Source organism: Streptomyces sp. NPDC091292, from assembly GCF_044757265.1.
Classification (GTDB): Bacteria; Actinomycetota; Actinomycetes; order Streptomycetales; family Streptomycetaceae; genus Streptomyces.
Map to the genome: position 1 here is coordinate 646,733 of NZ_JBIVUQ010000002.1, position 15,399 is coordinate 662,131.

Annotated in this window: 11 protein-coding genes; 2 read left to right on the plus strand and 9 right to left on the minus strand. The window is 71.2% G+C overall.

Annotated features, from left to right (window positions below):
• Positions 1-49 precede the first annotated feature (49 nt).
• A complete protein-coding gene (locus tag ACIQNU_RS10960; RefSeq protein ID WP_401364031.1) occupies positions 50-2,467 on the plus strand; it encodes a glycosyl hydrolase family 95 catalytic domain-containing protein in 2,418 nt (805 codons plus the stop codon).
• The gene (locus ACIQNU_RS10965) at positions 2,464-3,702 is read left to right on the plus strand and encodes an SGNH/GDSL hydrolase family protein (RefSeq protein ID WP_401364034.1); all 1,239 of its coding nucleotides are present in this window, start codon (positions 2,464-2,466) and stop codon (positions 3,700-3,702) included. The genes ACIQNU_RS10960 and ACIQNU_RS10965 overlap by 4 nt, the downstream gene beginning before the upstream one ends.
• 36 nt (positions 3,703-3,738) lie before the next feature.
• On the opposite strand, the gene ACIQNU_RS10970 is transcribed toward ACIQNU_RS10965, so the two are convergent.
• The 9 genes from ACIQNU_RS10970 to ACIQNU_RS11010 all read right to left on the minus strand — a co-directional run bounded on the left by ACIQNU_RS10970 (position 3,739) and on the right by ACIQNU_RS11010 (position 15,384).
• Entirely contained in the window at positions 3,739-4,620 is an 882-nt protein-coding gene (locus ACIQNU_RS10970) for an SMP-30/gluconolactonase/LRE family protein (protein WP_401364037.1), read from the minus strand.
• Positions 4,621-4,691: 71 nt separating this feature from the next.
• Positions 4,692-6,008: an RNA polymerase sigma factor gene (locus tag ACIQNU_RS10975; protein ID WP_401364039.1), complete on the minus strand. Its 1,317-nt coding sequence runs from the start codon at positions 6,006-6,008 to the stop codon at positions 4,692-4,694.
• A complete protein-coding gene (locus tag ACIQNU_RS10980) occupies positions 5,981-6,400 on the minus strand; it encodes a YciI family protein (protein ID WP_401364041.1) in 420 nt (139 codons plus the stop codon). Before ACIQNU_RS10980 ends, ACIQNU_RS10975 begins: the two co-directional genes overlap by 28 nt.
• Positions 6,401-6,553: 153 nt before the next feature.
• A complete protein-coding gene (locus ACIQNU_RS10985; protein WP_401364044.1) occupies positions 6,554-7,438 on the minus strand; it encodes an NAD-dependent epimerase/dehydratase family protein in 885 nt (294 codons plus the stop codon).
• Between the two features lie 77 nt (positions 7,439-7,515).
• On the minus strand, positions 7,516-9,774 hold the full coding sequence (locus tag ACIQNU_RS10990) for an FAD-dependent oxidoreductase (protein WP_401364047.1): 2,259 nt from the start codon (positions 9,772-9,774) through the stop codon (positions 7,516-7,518).
• A gap of 10 nt (positions 9,775-9,784) precedes the next feature.
• Complete coding sequence (locus tag ACIQNU_RS10995; protein ID WP_401364049.1) at positions 9,785-12,079, minus strand: hypothetical protein; 2,295 nt, start codon at positions 12,077-12,079, stop codon at positions 9,785-9,787.
• Between the two features lie 77 nt (positions 12,080-12,156).
• Positions 12,157-13,035 (minus strand): carbohydrate ABC transporter permease, encoded by an 879-nt coding sequence (locus ACIQNU_RS11000; RefSeq protein ID WP_401364051.1) that lies wholly within the window; start codon positions 13,033-13,035, stop codon positions 12,157-12,159.
• Positions 13,032-13,988, minus strand: a complete 957-nt coding sequence (locus ACIQNU_RS11005; RefSeq protein ID WP_401364053.1) for a carbohydrate ABC transporter permease — start codon at positions 13,986-13,988, stop codon at positions 13,032-13,034. The genes ACIQNU_RS11000 and ACIQNU_RS11005 overlap by 4 nt, the downstream gene beginning before the upstream one ends.
• Positions 13,989-13,995: 7 nt before the next feature.
• Positions 13,996-15,384: an ABC transporter substrate-binding protein gene (locus ACIQNU_RS11010; protein ID WP_401364056.1), complete on the minus strand. Its 1,389-nt coding sequence runs from the start codon at positions 15,382-15,384 to the stop codon at positions 13,996-13,998.
• Positions 15,385-15,399: the final 15 nt, after the last annotated feature.

Here is a 15,399-nt window from a genome sequence, read left to right on the forward strand (position 1 = left end):
CCACTGCCGGGCCCCACCCGCACCCCCGTCCACCGGAATGGAGCGCACCATGGACCCCCGGCCCCTCAGCCCGCCCGATGGCCTTCCCAGCAGACGTCGCATGCTCTCCCTGGCCGCGGCGGCCGGGGCGTTCACCGCCCTCGGCGGCCTGCCCGCCTTCACCGCCTCGGCCGCGCCCGCCCGGCCCACCACCTCACCCGTGCGGCCCCCGGACCCCCGGACCGAACTCTGGTGGCAGGCGCCCGCCGACGACGGGTCGATGATCGAACAGGGGCTGCCGATCGGCAACGGCCGTCTCGGCGCCCTCGCGTCCAACGACCCCGGCAGCGAACTCCTCCTGATCACCGACGCCACCGTCTGGACCGGCGGCCTCAACGACACCCTCGACTCCGACGGCCAATTCCCCTACGCCCGCGAGAACTTCGGCTCCTTCACTCTGCTCGCCCGGCTGACCGTCGACATCCCCGACCACGACCTGTCCGCCGTCTCCGACTACCGGCGCGCCCTCGACCTCGCCCAAGGCGTGGTCACCGCGTCGTACCGGCGCTCCGGAGTGACCTACCGGCGGCAGATCTTCGCGAGCCGCCCCGACGACGCGCTCGTACTGCACTTCACGCAGAGCGGCGGCGGCCGGTACACCGGCAGCATCTCCCTCGCCGGCACCCACGGCGAGACCACCACCGCCGACGGGTCGCGGCGGTACGCCTCCTTCGGCGCGGCCTTCTCCAACGGCCTGCGGTACGGCGCCGCGGTGACCGCCCGCGGTACGGGCGGCACCGTACGGGTCGAGGGGACACGTATCTCCTTCGCGGGCTGCAAGGACCTCACCGTCGTCGTCAGCGGCGGCACCAACTACGCCCCCGACGCCGCCGCGCACTACCGCGACCCGTCGCTCGACCCGCAGCGCCTGGCCCGTACGAAGGTGCTCGACGCGGCAGGGCACTCGGCGGGCATCCTGCTCGCCACGCATGTCGCCGACTACCGTTCCGTGTACGGGACGATGGACCTCACGCTCGGTACGTCCACCTCCGAGCAGCGCGGGCTCGACACCTGGGAGCGGATCCGGGCGCGGGCGCGGGACGGCGCACCCGACCCCGAACTCGAAGCCTCCTACCTCCAGTTCGCCCGTTATCTGATGATCTCCGGCTCGCGGGGCAGTCTGCCGCTGAACCTCCAGGGCCTGTGGCTGGACGGGAACGACCCCGACTGGATGGGCGACTACCACACCGACATCAACATCCAGATGAACTACTGGATGGCCGACCGCGCCGGACTCCCCGACTGCTTCGACGCGTTCACCGACTACTGCCTCGCCCAGCTCCCGTCCTGGAACAAGCTCACCCGCGCCCACTTCAACGACCCGCGCAACCGCTACCGCAACTCCAGCGGGAAGATCGCCGGCTGGACCGTGGCGTTCTCGACCAACATCCACGGTGGCATGGGCTGGTGGTGGCATCCGGCGGGCAACGCCTGGCTCTGCCACTCCCTGTGGGAGCACTACGAGTTCACCCAGAGCCGTTCCTACCTCGCGAAGATCTACCCCCTCATCAAGGGCGCCTGCGAGTTCTGGGAGTCGCGGCTGCTCACCGTCGAGGTCACCGACCCGGACACCGGTGCCGTACGCGAGGTCCTGGTCGACGACAGCGACTGGTCGCCCGAGCACGGCCCGCAGGACGCGAAGGGCATCACCTACGCGCAGGAGCTGGCGTGGGTCCTGTTCGGGATGTTCCGTACCGCCGCTTCCGTCCTCGGCAAGGACGCCGCGTACAGCGGGACCGTCGCCGATCTGCAACGGCGGCTGTATCTGCCGCGCGTGAGCCCGAGGACGGGGTGGCTGGAGGAGTGGATGTCGCCCGACAACCTCGGCGAGACCACCCACCGGCATCTCTCGCCGCTCTTCGGCCTGTTCCCCGGCGATCGCATCCGCCCGGACGGTTCCACGCCGAAGGAGTTGGTGGACGGCGCCACCGCGCTGCTCACCGCGCGCGGCACGGAGAGCTTCGGGTGGGCGAACGCCTGGCGCGCCCTGTGCTGGGCCCGGCTGAAGGACGCCGACAAGGCGTACCAGCTCGTCGTGAACAATCTGCGGCCCTCGTCCGACGGCAGCAACGGCACCGCGCCGAACCTCTTCGACATCTACGAGGTCGAGCGGGGCCGGGGCATCTTTCAGATCGACGGCAACTTCGGCACCCCGACGGCCATGCTGGAGATGCTGGTGTACTCGCGGCCGGGACACATCGAACTCCTGCCCGCGCTCCCGGCGGCGTGGGCCGCGTCCGGCGAGGTCACCGGTGTGAGCGCGCGCGGTGGCTTCGTCATCGACCTGAGCTGGCGCGACGGACGGCCGACCGAGGCGACGGTCCGCAGCGTCGGCGGACGCACCACCACCGTGGCGTACGGCTCCACCTCACGGACGGTCAGCCTGGCTCCGGGCCGGTCCGTCACGCTGAAGGACCTCGGGCGGTGAGGCCCCGGCTGCGCCAACTCGCCCTCGCCGTCGCGCTGTGCGGCGCGCTGTCCGTCCCGGCCACGGCCGTGGCCGCGCCCCCCGGGGCGGAGCCGACGGGAGGAAAAGCGGTGGCCGCCGCGGGGACGCACGAGGTGATCACCTGGGGAGCGAGCGCCGACCGGATCGGCGACGCCGTCGCGGACCGGGGCTACCGGCTCGTCGTTCGCACCAGCGCCGGCGGCACCGGCCTCCGTATCCGGCTGTCGAACGCCTTCGGGGACCGGCCCGTGACCTTCGACAGCGCCTACGCGGGCGTCCAGAAGGAGGGCGCGGCCCTGGTCGACGGCAGCAACCGGCGGCTGAGCTTCGACGGGAAACGGACCGTCACCGTCCCCGCCGGAGCCACCGCGTACAGCGACCCGCTGCCCGGACGCGTCGCCGCCGCCACGACGCTCGTCGTCAGCCTGCACACCTCCGAAGCGGCGGGCCCGGTCACCGGCCACTCCATGGCCATGCAGACCTCCTACACGACGACCGGCGACCACACCGCCGAAGAGGGCGCGGGCAACTGGACCGAGCGGACCGGGTCCTGGTTCTACCTCGACGCCGTGACGGTACGCACCCCGTCCACGACCGGCGCCGTGGTGGCGCTCGGCGACTCCATCACCGACGGCTGGCAGTCCACGAGCGACCTCAACCGCCGGTGGCCCGACTACCTCGCCCGCCGGCTCCAGGCCGCACCCCGGACGACCGTGAAGGGAGTCGCCAACGAAGGGATCTCCGGGAACAAGGTCCTCGCGGACGGTGCGGGACAGAGCGCGCTGAAACGCCTCGACCGGGACGTCCTCTCGCACCCCGGTGTGCGGACCGTGTTCCTCTTCGAAGGCGTCAACGACATCAAGGCGCACTCGGGCACCACCGCCGACGACATGATTGCCGGCTACCGGGAGATCATCGACCGCGTCCACGCGGCCGGGGCCTGTGTCGTCGGCGCCACCGTCGCGCCTTTCAAGGGCTGGTACGAATGGGACGCCGACGCCGAGGCGGTGCGGCTCGCCATCAACGAATTCATCAGGAACAGTGGCGAGTTCGACGGCGTCACCGATTTCGACCGGATCCTCCGCAGCCCCTATGACAGGGAACGGATCCTCCCGGCGTTCGACGGCGGCGACCACCTCCACCCCAATGACAAGGGGATGCAGGCGATGGCGGACGCGGTGGACCTGAACGGCCTGGAATGCGACCGCACTTGACGGTGTGCGGGTAGAGGGGGGCGGGGCGGGACGGGTTCAGCCGGCGAACGGCGCCTGCGCCAGGCCCTTCCCCGCCCCGGGCACCACGAGCAGCGAACCCTCCAAGGGGCGGGGCGCGTCCAGCCCCGTACGCGCGGACGTGACATACAGATCGCGCAGGTCCGTCCCGCCGAACGCGCACGCCGTGGGGCGCCGGACCGGGAGGTCGACGACGCGGTCCAGGGCGCCCGACGGTGTGTAGCGGCGCAGCGCGGCGCCGTCCCACAGCGCCACCCAGACGCAGCCGTCCGCGTCGACGGTCAGACCGTCCGGGAACCCGCACCCTTCCTCGACGGTCGCCAACTCCCGTCGGCTCGCCCGGAACCGGGACACGTCCACGGCGCCGTCCGTGACATCGAGCGCCGTGCAGTCGAAGACGTCGATACGGCGCGTCGTGGTGTCGACGTAGTACATGAGGGTCCCGTCGGGGCTCCAGCCGGTGCCGTTGCTGATGGTGACATCGCCCAGTACCTCCGTCGCCGTACCGTCCGGGGCGATCCGGGACAGCGAACCGCCGCCCGGCGTCTCGTCGTACGGCATGGTCCCCGCCCACAGCGCGCCGTCCGGCGCGACCGCCGCGTCATTGCCACGGCGCCCCGCCACCGGATCGCGCAGCAGCCACCGGAAACCGCCGCCGTCAGGACCGTAGAGCCCGATCCCGTCCCGCAGGTTGACCACCAGACCGCCGCCCGCGCGGGGCTTGGCGGCCCCCACGTGCTGCTCCGTCGCCATGACGGTACGGCGACCGCTGCCCGGCTCGTACGTGTGGACCCGTGAGCCGAGGATGTCGACCCAGATCAGCCGGTCGGCGCCGGCGTCCCAGGTGGGCCCCTCACCGAGCCGGGCGTGCTCGCGTACCGCGATGTCGATGGACTGCATGCCCGTCACACTTTCAGAAGGTGATCGTGAAGACCAGGCCGGAGCCGCCCCCCTGCGTCACCCCAGGTGCGTCACTCCAGGGCCGCCGCCTTCCGCAGTAGTACCGACCGCTCGCGCACGTTGCCGCACAGTCGGGCGGCCAGCTCCAGTTCGGCCCGCGCCTCGGTGGTCCGGCCGAGTCGGGCGAGGAGTTCGCCGCGCACGCCCGGGAGCAGATGCGACCCCGACAGGCGGCCGGATGCGGCCAGGTCGTCCACGAGGGGCAGCGCCGTCTCCGGTCCCGTCGCCATCGCGACGGCGACGGCCCGGTTGAGGTCGACCACGGGCGACGGAGCCACCCGCCCCAGTGCCTCGTAAAGGATCACGATGCGTTCCCAGTCGGTCTCGGCCACCGAGGACGCCGACGCGTGGCAGGCGGCGATGGCGGCCTGGAGCCCGTACGGCCCGAGGCCGCGCCCGCCGGCCGTCGCCCGGCCGAGCGCGGCCAGACCGCGACGGATCGCAGACCGGTCCCACAGGCGCCGGTTCTGGTCCTCCAGGAGCACCGCCTCACCGTCGGGCCCGGTACGGGCGGGAAACCGTGCCGCCACCAGCTCGAACAGGGCGACCTGCCCGTACACCTCCGGCTCGTCGGGCTGGAGCGCGGCCAGCATCCGGGCCAGCCGGATCGCCTCGTACGCGAGATCGGGGCGCAGCAGCCGGTCCCCGGTCGTCGCCGTCGAACCCTCCGTGAAGATCACGTAGAGCACGCTGAGGACGCCGCCGAGCCGTTCGCGCCGCTCCTCGGCCGGCGGCAACTCGAACGGGACCCCCGCCGCGGCGATCGTCTTCTTCGCCCGCGTGATCCGCGCCTGGACCGTCGGCACGGGTACGAGGAACGCGCGGGCGATCTCCTCGCTCGACAGACCGCCGACCACGCGCAGGGTCAGGGCGACCCGGGCCTCGGGTGAGAGCACCGGATGGCAGGCCACGAACATCAGCGCGAGGACGTCGTCATCGACACGGTCGGGGTCCCAGGGCAGGTCGTCGGCCCCGGCTCCCGAGGCGGTCTCGTCGCCGGCCGAGCGGTCGGCGAGCAGGGCGTACCGCTCGTCGAGTGCCGCACGGCGGCGGTAGCTGTCGATGGCGCGCCGCCGCGCCGTCGCGAGCAGCCAGTTCACCGGGTGCGCCGGCTCGCCGTCGCGCGCCCAGGTGACAAGTGCCTCCGCGAGCGCCTCCTGCGCGACGTCCTCGGCGAGCCCGAAGTCTCCGGTCAGGCGGGCCAGCGCGCTGACGATCCGCGCGGACTCGATCCGCCAGACGGCCTCGACGGCCCGCCGCGCCGACTCGGCGCTCGGCGGGCCGCCGGTGGCCCCGGGACTCAGAGCTGGCCCGTCCGCTCGCGCCACGCCCGCTCCCTGACGACCCACTCGTTGTCCTGAGGGAACTCGTCGATGCCGGGCACGCGGCGGATCTCACACTTGGCGCCCGACATTCCCGGGATCCGCCGGGCCCACTCCACGGCCTCCTCCTTCGAGGCCACGTCGATCACGTAGAAGCCGCCGAACAGCTCCTTCGTCTCGCCGTACGGGCCGTCGGTCACCACCGGCGTCTCGCCGCTGAAGTCGACCACCACTCCCTGGGCCGGGTCGTCCAGGCCCTCGGCGGCGACGAGCACGCCCGCCCCGATCAGCTCGTCGTTGAAGCGGCCCACGGTTTCGAGCATCTCCTCGAAGGGCGTGGCCTGCATCCTCGCGAGGGTTTCGTCCGTGCCCCGCATGATCAGCATGTACTTCGCCATGGTCGATCTCCTTGCTGTCGGATCGCTTCTCGACCCTCTCACTCCAAGGTCGAACGGCGCAGCCGCAGATCGACACGGCGACGCGACGAGGTTTTCCGGGCCGGTCCGGGACGCCTCGCCCACCGTGCTCGCCACCGATCCACCGCCCCACCGTCACCCGTCGATCAAGCGCTCCGCCGTGAATCCGAGCAGCCGTCGCGCCGCCGACGTGTCCACCGGGGCCGTCCGCCCCGGCAGCGGGCGCCGGAGTGTCGTGGTGGGGTGGTAGCGGCGCAGCAGCTCCTCCGTCGGGAACGGCACGATGATCTCCGGTGCGCACACATGGACGGCGTGCGCGCCGGGCCCCGGAACGTCCAGGGCGAGGAGCGCCGCTCGCGCCGCGTCCCGGACTTCGAGGTACGTCCACAGGTCCCGTGCCCCCGCGGCCGGCTCTCGCGTGAGCCGCGCCGCGTGCGCCCGCAGCCGCTCGTCGAAGCCGCCGACGAAGGGGTAGCGCAGACAGACCACGCTCATGCCGTGCCGCTGCGCCATCATCGCGGCGGTCAACTCGTCCACCTGCTTGGACAGCCCGTACGGGTCCTCCACCTGCGAGGGCAGCGCCTCGTCCACGGGCACGTACGCGGGACTCGGAGCCGGATCTGTCGTCCACGGCAGTCCTGTGACGCCCCACGAACTCGCGACGGCGACCCGCCGCACCCCGGCCCGGCCGGCCTCCTCCAGGACCGTGAACGTGGAGAGGGTGTTGCGGCCGAACACGTCCCCGGCGCTCTCCCGTTCCGGTGTCGGGATGGCCGCCAGATGGATCACCGCGTCGGCGCCGTCCAGCGCGGCGCGGACGGCCACCGGATCGGCGGCGCTCCCCGCGACGACGTGGCGCGCGGTCAGGTCGCCCGGGTCCTGGAGGACGAGGGCGTGCGCCTCGATGCCGCGTGCGGCGAGCAGGTCGAGGACCGCGCGCCCGATCCGCCCCGCCGCCCCCGTGACCAGCACGCGGGAGACCGAGGCGACCGTGCCGTTCGTGGTGGACCCCGAGACCATCCGACTCCTCCATCTGATCCGTCCGATCCATGCGATCCATGCGATCCGTACGATCCACACGATCCATTCGACTGCTTCTATGCGTACGCGCGGACCGAGACGATGTGCGCCGACGCGGCCCCGTTGGTCGCCCCGACGACGATTCTCACCGCGTCCGTGGCGACCGGCCGGGCGAGCGGGTGCGCCACTCGGCGCCGCCGGTTGTCGCGGACCCGCGCGAGGACCTGCCAGGTGCCGTCCGGGCGGCGCGCCTCGACACGGTAGTCCCGCAGCAGCGTCGGCATGGTGTCGAAGGGGGTCCGGTGGTGGTGCAGATTGATCAGGTCCTCGTTGACGTCGTCGTCCGCGACGACCTCGATCCGGCCGAGCGTCACCGGCTCGGGCCACGCCACCTGAAGCCAGGCACCCACCGCCTCGCCCGCCGCCTGGCCGACCGTCTCGCCCACCCCCTCGTCCAGCGGAGCCGACACCCACATGTGCGGACCCGCGTAGGGACGGGCGTACCCGTCGAGTGCCCGCTGCGGGGCGAACGCCGAGGTGGCGCCCGCCCGCAGACAGAACGCGCGGCGCAGCAGTCCGGCGTCCGTCCACTCCCGCAGCGGCTGCGGCGACTCGTCCTGAGGGCGCAGCGGGACACGGGTCAGGGCCAGCACACCCGGCGTCGGCCCGGCGGTGGTGTACAGCCCGGCGCCGGCGGCGGCGCGGACGACGACGAACGCGTTGCGCGGGGTGTCCGGCGTCCAGCGCAGGCCCGTGTCGACCCACTGCTTGCCCCCGGCCGGAACCGGGACAGTGGCGGTGGCGACGAGGTGGCGCGGCACATAGTTCTGGCCGGGCCCCGGGTCGTACACGTCGACGGTCAGCTCGGTGTCGCGGTCCGCGTCGACGAGGAGTTCCAGACCGGCGAGTACCGGGTCGGCGGGCAGCACGATGCCCGCGTCGGCGGTCAGCGGCCACGGCTCGTGCGGTGTGTCGACCGTGAGCGCGGAGAGCGTGGACGACGCGGTCGCCGTGCCGCTCAGCGCCAGGTCGGCGGGGTCGGCCGAGGCCAGGCCGACGACGGACGCGTCCTCACGCAGCAGCGTCCGGTGCAGCGTGGGCACGTCCAGCTCACGCGGCGTGACCCCCCGCTCGGCGCACAGGGCCGCCGCCGTCCCCGCCGCCTGCCCGAGCGTCGCGCAGGTCGCCATCACCCGGGTCGACCCGAACGCGACATGGCTCGCGGAGATGTTCCGCCCGGCGAACAGCAGATTGTCCGTGTTCACCGAGTACAGGCTGCGGTACGGGATGTGGTAGACGCCGTCCGCGTACCGCTGCTTCGCGGCGGCCTCGGTCGCGTACATGCCCTGCGGCGGATGCAGATCGATGGACCAGCCGCCGAACGCGACCCGGTCCGCGAACTCCGTCTGCCCGAGGATGTCGCTCTGGTGCAGGACGTAGTCGCCGAGGAAGCGCCGGTACTCGCGCTTGCCCGGCACCGAACCGACCCACTCCAGGGTCATGGTGTCGGCGTCGAACTCGCCCGAGTTCTTGATGTGGTCCCAGATGCCGTGGATCACCGACCACAGCTCGTCCCGGATCCGCTCGTTGTCGTGCACCGTGTCGAGTTCCCCGCCGAACTCGATCCACCAGTACGCGCAGCCGTTGTCGCCCGCCTTGATGATGCGGCGCTGCGGGATGGACGTCTCGCCGATGTCCTTGGCGAACGACGGGGGCACGTACTTCACCGGGTGCCCCGCGTCCTTCGTGTAGAACAGCAGCGTCGAGCCGAGGGTGATGTCGTCGGCGGTCTCGGGCGCCCACGCCTCTCCGTACTCCGCGCGCGCCTCCCGGCCGATCCGGTGCCGCGCCCCGGCGAGCGCGCCGACCAGACCGTCACCCGTGCAGTCGAGAAACACGTCGGACTCGAACCGGATCAGCCGCTCGGAGCCCATCGTCCAGCCGGTGACGGCCGTGATCCGCCGGGCGTCGTCCGGGCCCTCCGCGTCGACCTCCCGCACATCGGTGTTCAGATACAGGCTGATCAGCGGCTCGGCCCGCACGGCGTCGAGGACGACGGCGTCCCAGTAGTACGGATTGCCGTCCGGGTTGCGGAACTGGTTCTCCACGAACAGCTCGCCCATGATGCCGCCCTCGCGGGCGTAGTGGTTCCTGCCGTGGCCTGTCGCACCGCAGACCCACACCCGGACCTCGCTGCTCGCATTGCCTCCCAGCACGGGCCTGTTGGTGACGAGGGCGACGCTCCGTCCGAGGCGTGCGGCGGCGACCGCCGCGCACACCCCGGCCAGACCGCCACCGACGACGGTGAGGTCGTGCCGTACGGTTTCGTTTCTCATGGACCGCTGACTACTTCCAGTCGGGGTTGGCGGCGAGCCCGTAGTACACGCGCGGCGCGCCGTCGAGGGTCAGGGTGACTTTGCCGCCCGCGGCGGCCAGGGTGCTCTCCTCGCCGATGCAGTTCAGTACCCGCACGGTGCCGCTGACGGCGCCGGAGTGGGCGATCACGTCGGTCTTCACCGTCCAGCGGTCCGTCCACGGCTCCGGCGACGGGTACCACGAGTCGGTGCCGTGGTCGGCGTTGAGGACGTAGCCCTGCTTGCGGCTCCACAGGATCGACACCGGACCCTCCGGGGTGGTGAACAGCAGCCCCTTCACGTCGGGATCCGCGAAGGTCAGGTTCCGGACGAAGGTGGCCCGGTCGAGGACGCGGGCGGCCGTCGCGTATGCGAGCAGCGACGGCTTGGCGCTGGTGTCGCGGTTCATCAGACCGAAGTGGTACTCGATGTTCGCGGGGTCGGCCTCCTGCGGGTGGTGGATCGTGGAGTCGTGGAGCTGGTACCAGTTGACGCCGCGTACCCCTTCGGCCTTGGCCAGCGCCAGCGTGAGCAGGGTGTTCTCGGCCGCGTTGCGGTAGGTGTCCGTCCACCAGGCGTTGGGCCTGGTCGACGCGTACGCCTCCGTCAGCCACAGCTCCTTGTCGCCGCCGTACTCCGCCATGACCTGCTTCGCCTTGCGGAGCGCGCCGAGGAAGTTCCAGTACGAGCCCGACGCTCCTTGCGTCCACTCCTCGGGCGGCGGGGCGTAGTCGGCGGTGAAGTTGCCGCGGCCCGGGTGGAAGGCGAACGCGTCGATGAGGTCCCAGCCGCCGGCCGCGTGGAAGTTCTCCGTCCAGACGTAGTCCATGCCGCCGAGGCCCGCGTTCATCACCTTCATCGGTGAACCGGCCGCGGTCAGCCGGTCGGTGACCTGGCGCAGCCCGTCACGTATGTACACGTCGGCGCCCCGGCCCGACATCCACGGCTGGTTGACCTCGTTGCTGACCTCGAAGTACACCGCGTCCGCCGCCAGCGCCTTGGCGACATTGGTAGCCGCCCAGGCGGCGATCGCCTCCGCGCTGCCGCCGACCGGGATGCCGCTCAGCTCGACGTTGTGCTCGATGGCGTGCGCGTCGAGCGTCGCGATGTCGATGCCGGGCGCACCCGCGTAGGCGATACGGATCCACTTGACGCCGAGCGTCTTCAGCAGGCCGAGGACGGCGTCCTTGCCGGGCTTGAGGAGCCAGGGATAGTTGGCGATGCCGAACATCGACTCGGCCCCGGCGCGGTAGGTGAAGTCCGGCAGGACCGACAGATTGGTGCGGGCCAGCGCCTTGTCGGCGCCGCTGACCGCCTCCACCTCGGTGAAGACGATGCCCTGCGCCGGCGAGACCACCGCGAACGACGTGTCCCACGCGGTGCCCGCCGCGACCGTCTTCGACACGGTCCCGCCGGCGAGCCGCGTGCCCGCGTAGTCGCGCGCCCACCAGTTCACCGTCACCGCCTTCGCGGCGCTCCCGCCGTTGACGACCTGCGCCTTCAGCGTCATGGTCTGCCCGGCCGTCTTGTACAGGTTGAAGGGCTGGTCCGTCCACACCTCGACGCCCAGCGCCCGAGCCGACGCCAGCGCACCGGCGCCCCGGGGCCGCAGCTCCCCGAGGACGAGTTCGGCCTCCGTCACGGCGGCGGTCGTGCCGGTCGCCGTGCCGGGGGAGTGGATCCAAGTGGCGTTCGTGTACGCGGGGTTGGTCGACGGCAGGCAGAAGAAGCCCTTCGAGTCCGCCCAGGTCTCGATGTAGGCACCGCCGGCGTTCACCTCGTACGGGATTCCGCCGCGCGCGTCCCGCTCCCACACCGTCAGCGCCTCGAAGGACTCCGCCGCGCTCGGCGCCGTCACGGTCCGCGCGAACATGAAGCCCGTAGGCGTGAGGGTGGTGGACGAGCCGCCGACCTCCCACCGCAGATGCGCCTTGTGCGGCGACACGTCGAAAACGCCCCGCACGGTGACCCCGGGCGCGCCCGAGCCCATGGTGTACGTGATCTGCACGGCGGGCCGCCCGTCGGGCAGCGTGATCCGGGCGGGTGCGCCGCCGAAGGTGCGCTGCTGCCCCAGCACACTGTCCTTGATCATGAAGTGCGAGAGCAGGACCCGGTCGGTCCCGGCGCCGTCCTGGACGAGGACGCTGCCGTCGCTCCGGCCGGTCAGCGAGATGCCGTCGGCGGTGATCGTCACCGGCTCGGCGGCATGGGCGGGGCCCACGGGCAGCAGCGCGGCGCCGGTCGCGACGGCGGTGCCCTGGAGGAAGGTGCGGCGGTGTACGGACATGGAAGTGCCTTTCTCTTGTCCCGAAGAGGAAGGTGCGAGGAGACCGGGGCATACGGAGGCCCCCGACCGGGTGACTGTCAGCCCTTGACGCCGGTGAAGCCGAGTCCGGCGACGATGTACTTCTGGCAGACCGCGAAGACGAGCACCGGCGGGGCCACGGCCAGCACCATCGCGGCGATGAGCTGGTCCTGTGGCGCCTGCGTGGCGAGCTGGGCCAGCGCGACACTGATCGGCTGCTTCTGAGGATCGGTGAGCGCCACCAGCGGCCAGATGAAGTCCTTCCAGCTGTGCATGACCGCGAGCAGACTGATCACCGCGAGTACCGGGCGGCTCATCGGCAGCACGATCTTCGTGAGCAGTTGGCGGGTACTGGCGCCGTCGACCCGGGCCGCGTCGAAGAGTTCCTTCGGCAGCGCGTCGAAGAACTGCTTGGCGAGCAGCACCGTGAACGCGTTGGTCCCGGCCGGCAGCCAGATCGCCCAGTAGGTGTCACCGAGATTGAGATGCAGGAACGGCAGATCCGTCACCGTCATGAAGAGGCTGACCATGTTCACCGTGTACGGCACGAACATCGTCGCCAGGATCGCCCCGTACACGGCCTTCCCGAACCGGGGCCGCAGCACCGACAGGGCGAAACCCGCCGTGGCGGAGACGAAGAGCTGCACGAACCAGGAACCGCCGACCACCAGGAAGGTGTTCATCAGATAGCGGCCGACGCCCAGGTCGTTGTAGGCGGTCGCGAAGTTCCCCGGCAGCGGCCGGTCCGGCCACAGCGCGAGGGGCTGCGTGGTGAGTTCGGTGGGCGGCGATACGGCGCCCTTGACCATCCAGTACAGCGGTCCGATGCCGATGAGCAGCAGGACGAGGAGGGTGAGGACCTGCACGGAGCGTACGGCCGCCCGCACTCCGGGCCGCTGCCGGTCGTTGGCGGAGACGAACGTGGTGAGCGTGGTCATGACGTGCTCCAGCTGCGGGTGGCCCGCAGATACACCGCGGAGAGCAGGGCGAGGGTGAGCACCATCAGGAACGACAGCGCGGCGGCCTGGCCGTACTCGCCGTCCTGGAAGGCGTAGCGGAAGATCAGCAGCAGCACGGTCAGCGTCGCGTTGTCGGGACCGCCGCCCGTGAAGACGTACGGCTCGGTGAAGACCTGCACGGTGTTGATCAGTTGGACGAGCAGCAACAGGCCGATGACGGACCGCAGTTGAGGCAGCATGACGTGCCAGATGCGTCGCCGGATCCCCGCGCCGTCGACCTCGGCGGCCTCGTACAGCTCGCCGGGGATGCCGACCATCGCGGCCAGATAGATGAGGACGGCGCCGCCCATCCCGGCCCACGTCGCCTCCAGGACCAGCGACAGCATCGCCGTGTCCGACGACTCCAGCCAGGACCACGGGCCCAGACCCACCGTGCCGAGAACACTGTTGAACAGACCGCTGCCCGGATCGTAGAACCACTTCCACAGCAGGATCGCGACCACCGGCGGGATGACGACCGGCAGATAGACCAGGAAGCGGTACACGCCCGCGCCCCGCCGGACCGTCGACATGACGGCGGCCAGGACCAGCGGCGCCGGGAACCCGATCAGGACGCCCAGGCCGACGAAGAACAGGGTGTTGCCGACCGCCGTACCGAGCAGCGGATCGTCGAAGAGGGCGCGGAAGTTGTCCAGGCCCACCCAGACGGCCGGTTCGACGAGGTTGGTCCGCTGGAAGCTGAGCAGCAGGCTGCGCAGGATCGGCCACCACGCGAACAGACCGAAGATCACCAGCGTGGGCACGAGGAGCAGCCACGCCGTCACGTGCCGTCCCGCACCGCCGTGCCGGACCTTGCGCCGTCCTGGGGCGGCGTCCGGCGGTGTCTCGGGGGACGCGGCGGCCGGCTGCCGCGAGGGGGTGAGCACGCTCATGAGCGGCCTACTTCTTCTGGTCGGCGGCGAGCTTGGCGTTGACGTCCTTCTCGGCCGACGCGAGCAACTTGTCGACGTCGGCGTCCTTCCGGGTGAGCACCGCCTGCACGACCGGGTCGAGCGCGGTGTACAGCTTCTGCGCCTGGAAGGGCGGCTCCGCCTTGAGTTCGAGCTTCGGCAGACCCTCGGTGTACGGCGCGAAGTTCTCCAGCTTCACATTCACGTACGGCTCGATCGCGGCGTCGATCTTCTGCTGGCGCGCCGCGTCGAACACCGGCAGCGTCGGCACGCCCACCGCGGACTTCGGGTCGGCGGACAGCGCCTTGGCCTGCCGTGCGGCGGCGTCGGTGCTGTACTGCGGCTGCGCGTAGGCGAAGGTCAGCCACTTCACGGCAGCCGCCGCGTGCTTCTGGTCGGCGGACCTGGGGACCATGTAGATGTCGCCGCCCGTGAGGGTCGCGTTGCCGCCGGACTGCGGCATCGGGCCCACCCCGAAGGCATCCGTGTTCTCCATGCCGAACTGCATCTTGGCCAGCCGGTAGGTGCCGGGGCTGCCCATGAACATGCCGACCTGACCCGCCGCGAACTGCTTGATGACGTCGTTCTGGTTGTTCAGCAGCGTTCTGCCGAGCGAATCGTCCTTCCAGCGCATGTCCTTCAGCAGCCGCAGCGCCTTCTTCACCGGCTCCCCGGTCAGCGTCGCCGTGTACGTACCGCCCTCCTGCTTCTGGAGGTCACCTCCGAAGGCGTACGAGAGCATCGTGAGCTGCCAGCCGCCCTGGTTGTCCTTGGACTCGTGGACGAACCCCGCCTTGCCGGTCTTGTCGCTGATCTTCTTGGCCGCTGCGCGGACCTCCTCCCAGGTGGCCGGCGGCCTGTCCGGGTCGAGCCCGGCCTGCTCGAAGAGGTCGCGGTTGTAGACGAGACCTTGCGCGTACGGGTTCTGCGGGACGCCGTAGACCTCGCCCGCGCTGTCGCTGAGCGGCTTGATGACCTGCGGGTTGAACTCCTTGAAGTGGCCCCACTCCTGGAGCTGTCCGGTGATCGGCTGGACCTGCTTCTGCTGGATGAGCCGCTGCGGCTCGGTGAGCGGGACCCTGATGACGTCCTCGACATTGCCTCCGGACAGCTTGGCGGAGAACGTCAGCGGATCGAACACCGTGGTCGAGCCCTGGACCTTGACGCCGGGGTTGGCCTTCTCGAAGTCGGCGACCTGCTGCTTGAACAGGGCCAGGGCCGGCTTGTCGGTGGCAGGCGGCATGCCCTGGACCCGCAGCACGAGGTCGCCGTCCGAGCCGGCCTTGCCCGGCGTGACGGCGGAACAGCCCGCGAGAGCCATGGCCAGCGCCACGGCGGTGCAGCCGACCACGGCCGCACGATGGGATATTTGGGGCATTTCGACTCCAGGGAG

Bases quoted from the DNA above. Each gene is read 5' to 3' on its own strand.
- ACIQNU_RS10960 (WP_401364031.1), top strand. From the start codon at position 50: ATGGACCCCCGGCCCCTCAGCCCGCCCGATGGCCTTCCCAGCAGACGT.
- ACIQNU_RS11005 (WP_401364053.1), bottom strand. From the start codon at position 13,988: ATGAGCGTGCTCACCCCCTCGCGGCAGCCGGCCGCCGCGTCCCCCGAG.
- ACIQNU_RS10990 (WP_401364047.1), bottom strand. From the start codon at position 9,774: ATGAGAAACGAAACCGTACGGCACGACCTCACCGTCGTCGGTGGCGGT.
- ACIQNU_RS10995 (WP_401364049.1), bottom strand. From the start codon at position 12,079: ATGTCCGTACACCGCCGCACCTTCCTCCAGGGCACCGCCGTCGCGACC.
- ACIQNU_RS10970 (WP_401364037.1), bottom strand. From the start codon at position 4,620: ATGCAGTCCATCGACATCGCGGTACGCGAGCACGCCCGGCTCGGTGAG.
- ACIQNU_RS10980 (WP_401364041.1), bottom strand. From the start codon at position 6,400: ATGGCGAAGTACATGCTGATCATGCGGGGCACGGACGAAACCCTCGCG.
- ACIQNU_RS10985 (WP_401364044.1), bottom strand. From the start codon at position 7,438: ATGGTCTCGGGGTCCACCACGAACGGCACGGTCGCCTCGGTCTCCCGC.
- ACIQNU_RS11000 (WP_401364051.1), bottom strand. From the start codon at position 13,035: ATGACCACGCTCACCACGTTCGTCTCCGCCAACGACCGGCAGCGGCCC.
- ACIQNU_RS11010 (WP_401364056.1), bottom strand. From the start codon at position 15,384: ATGCCCCAAATATCCCATCGTGCGGCCGTGGTCGGCTGCACCGCCGTG.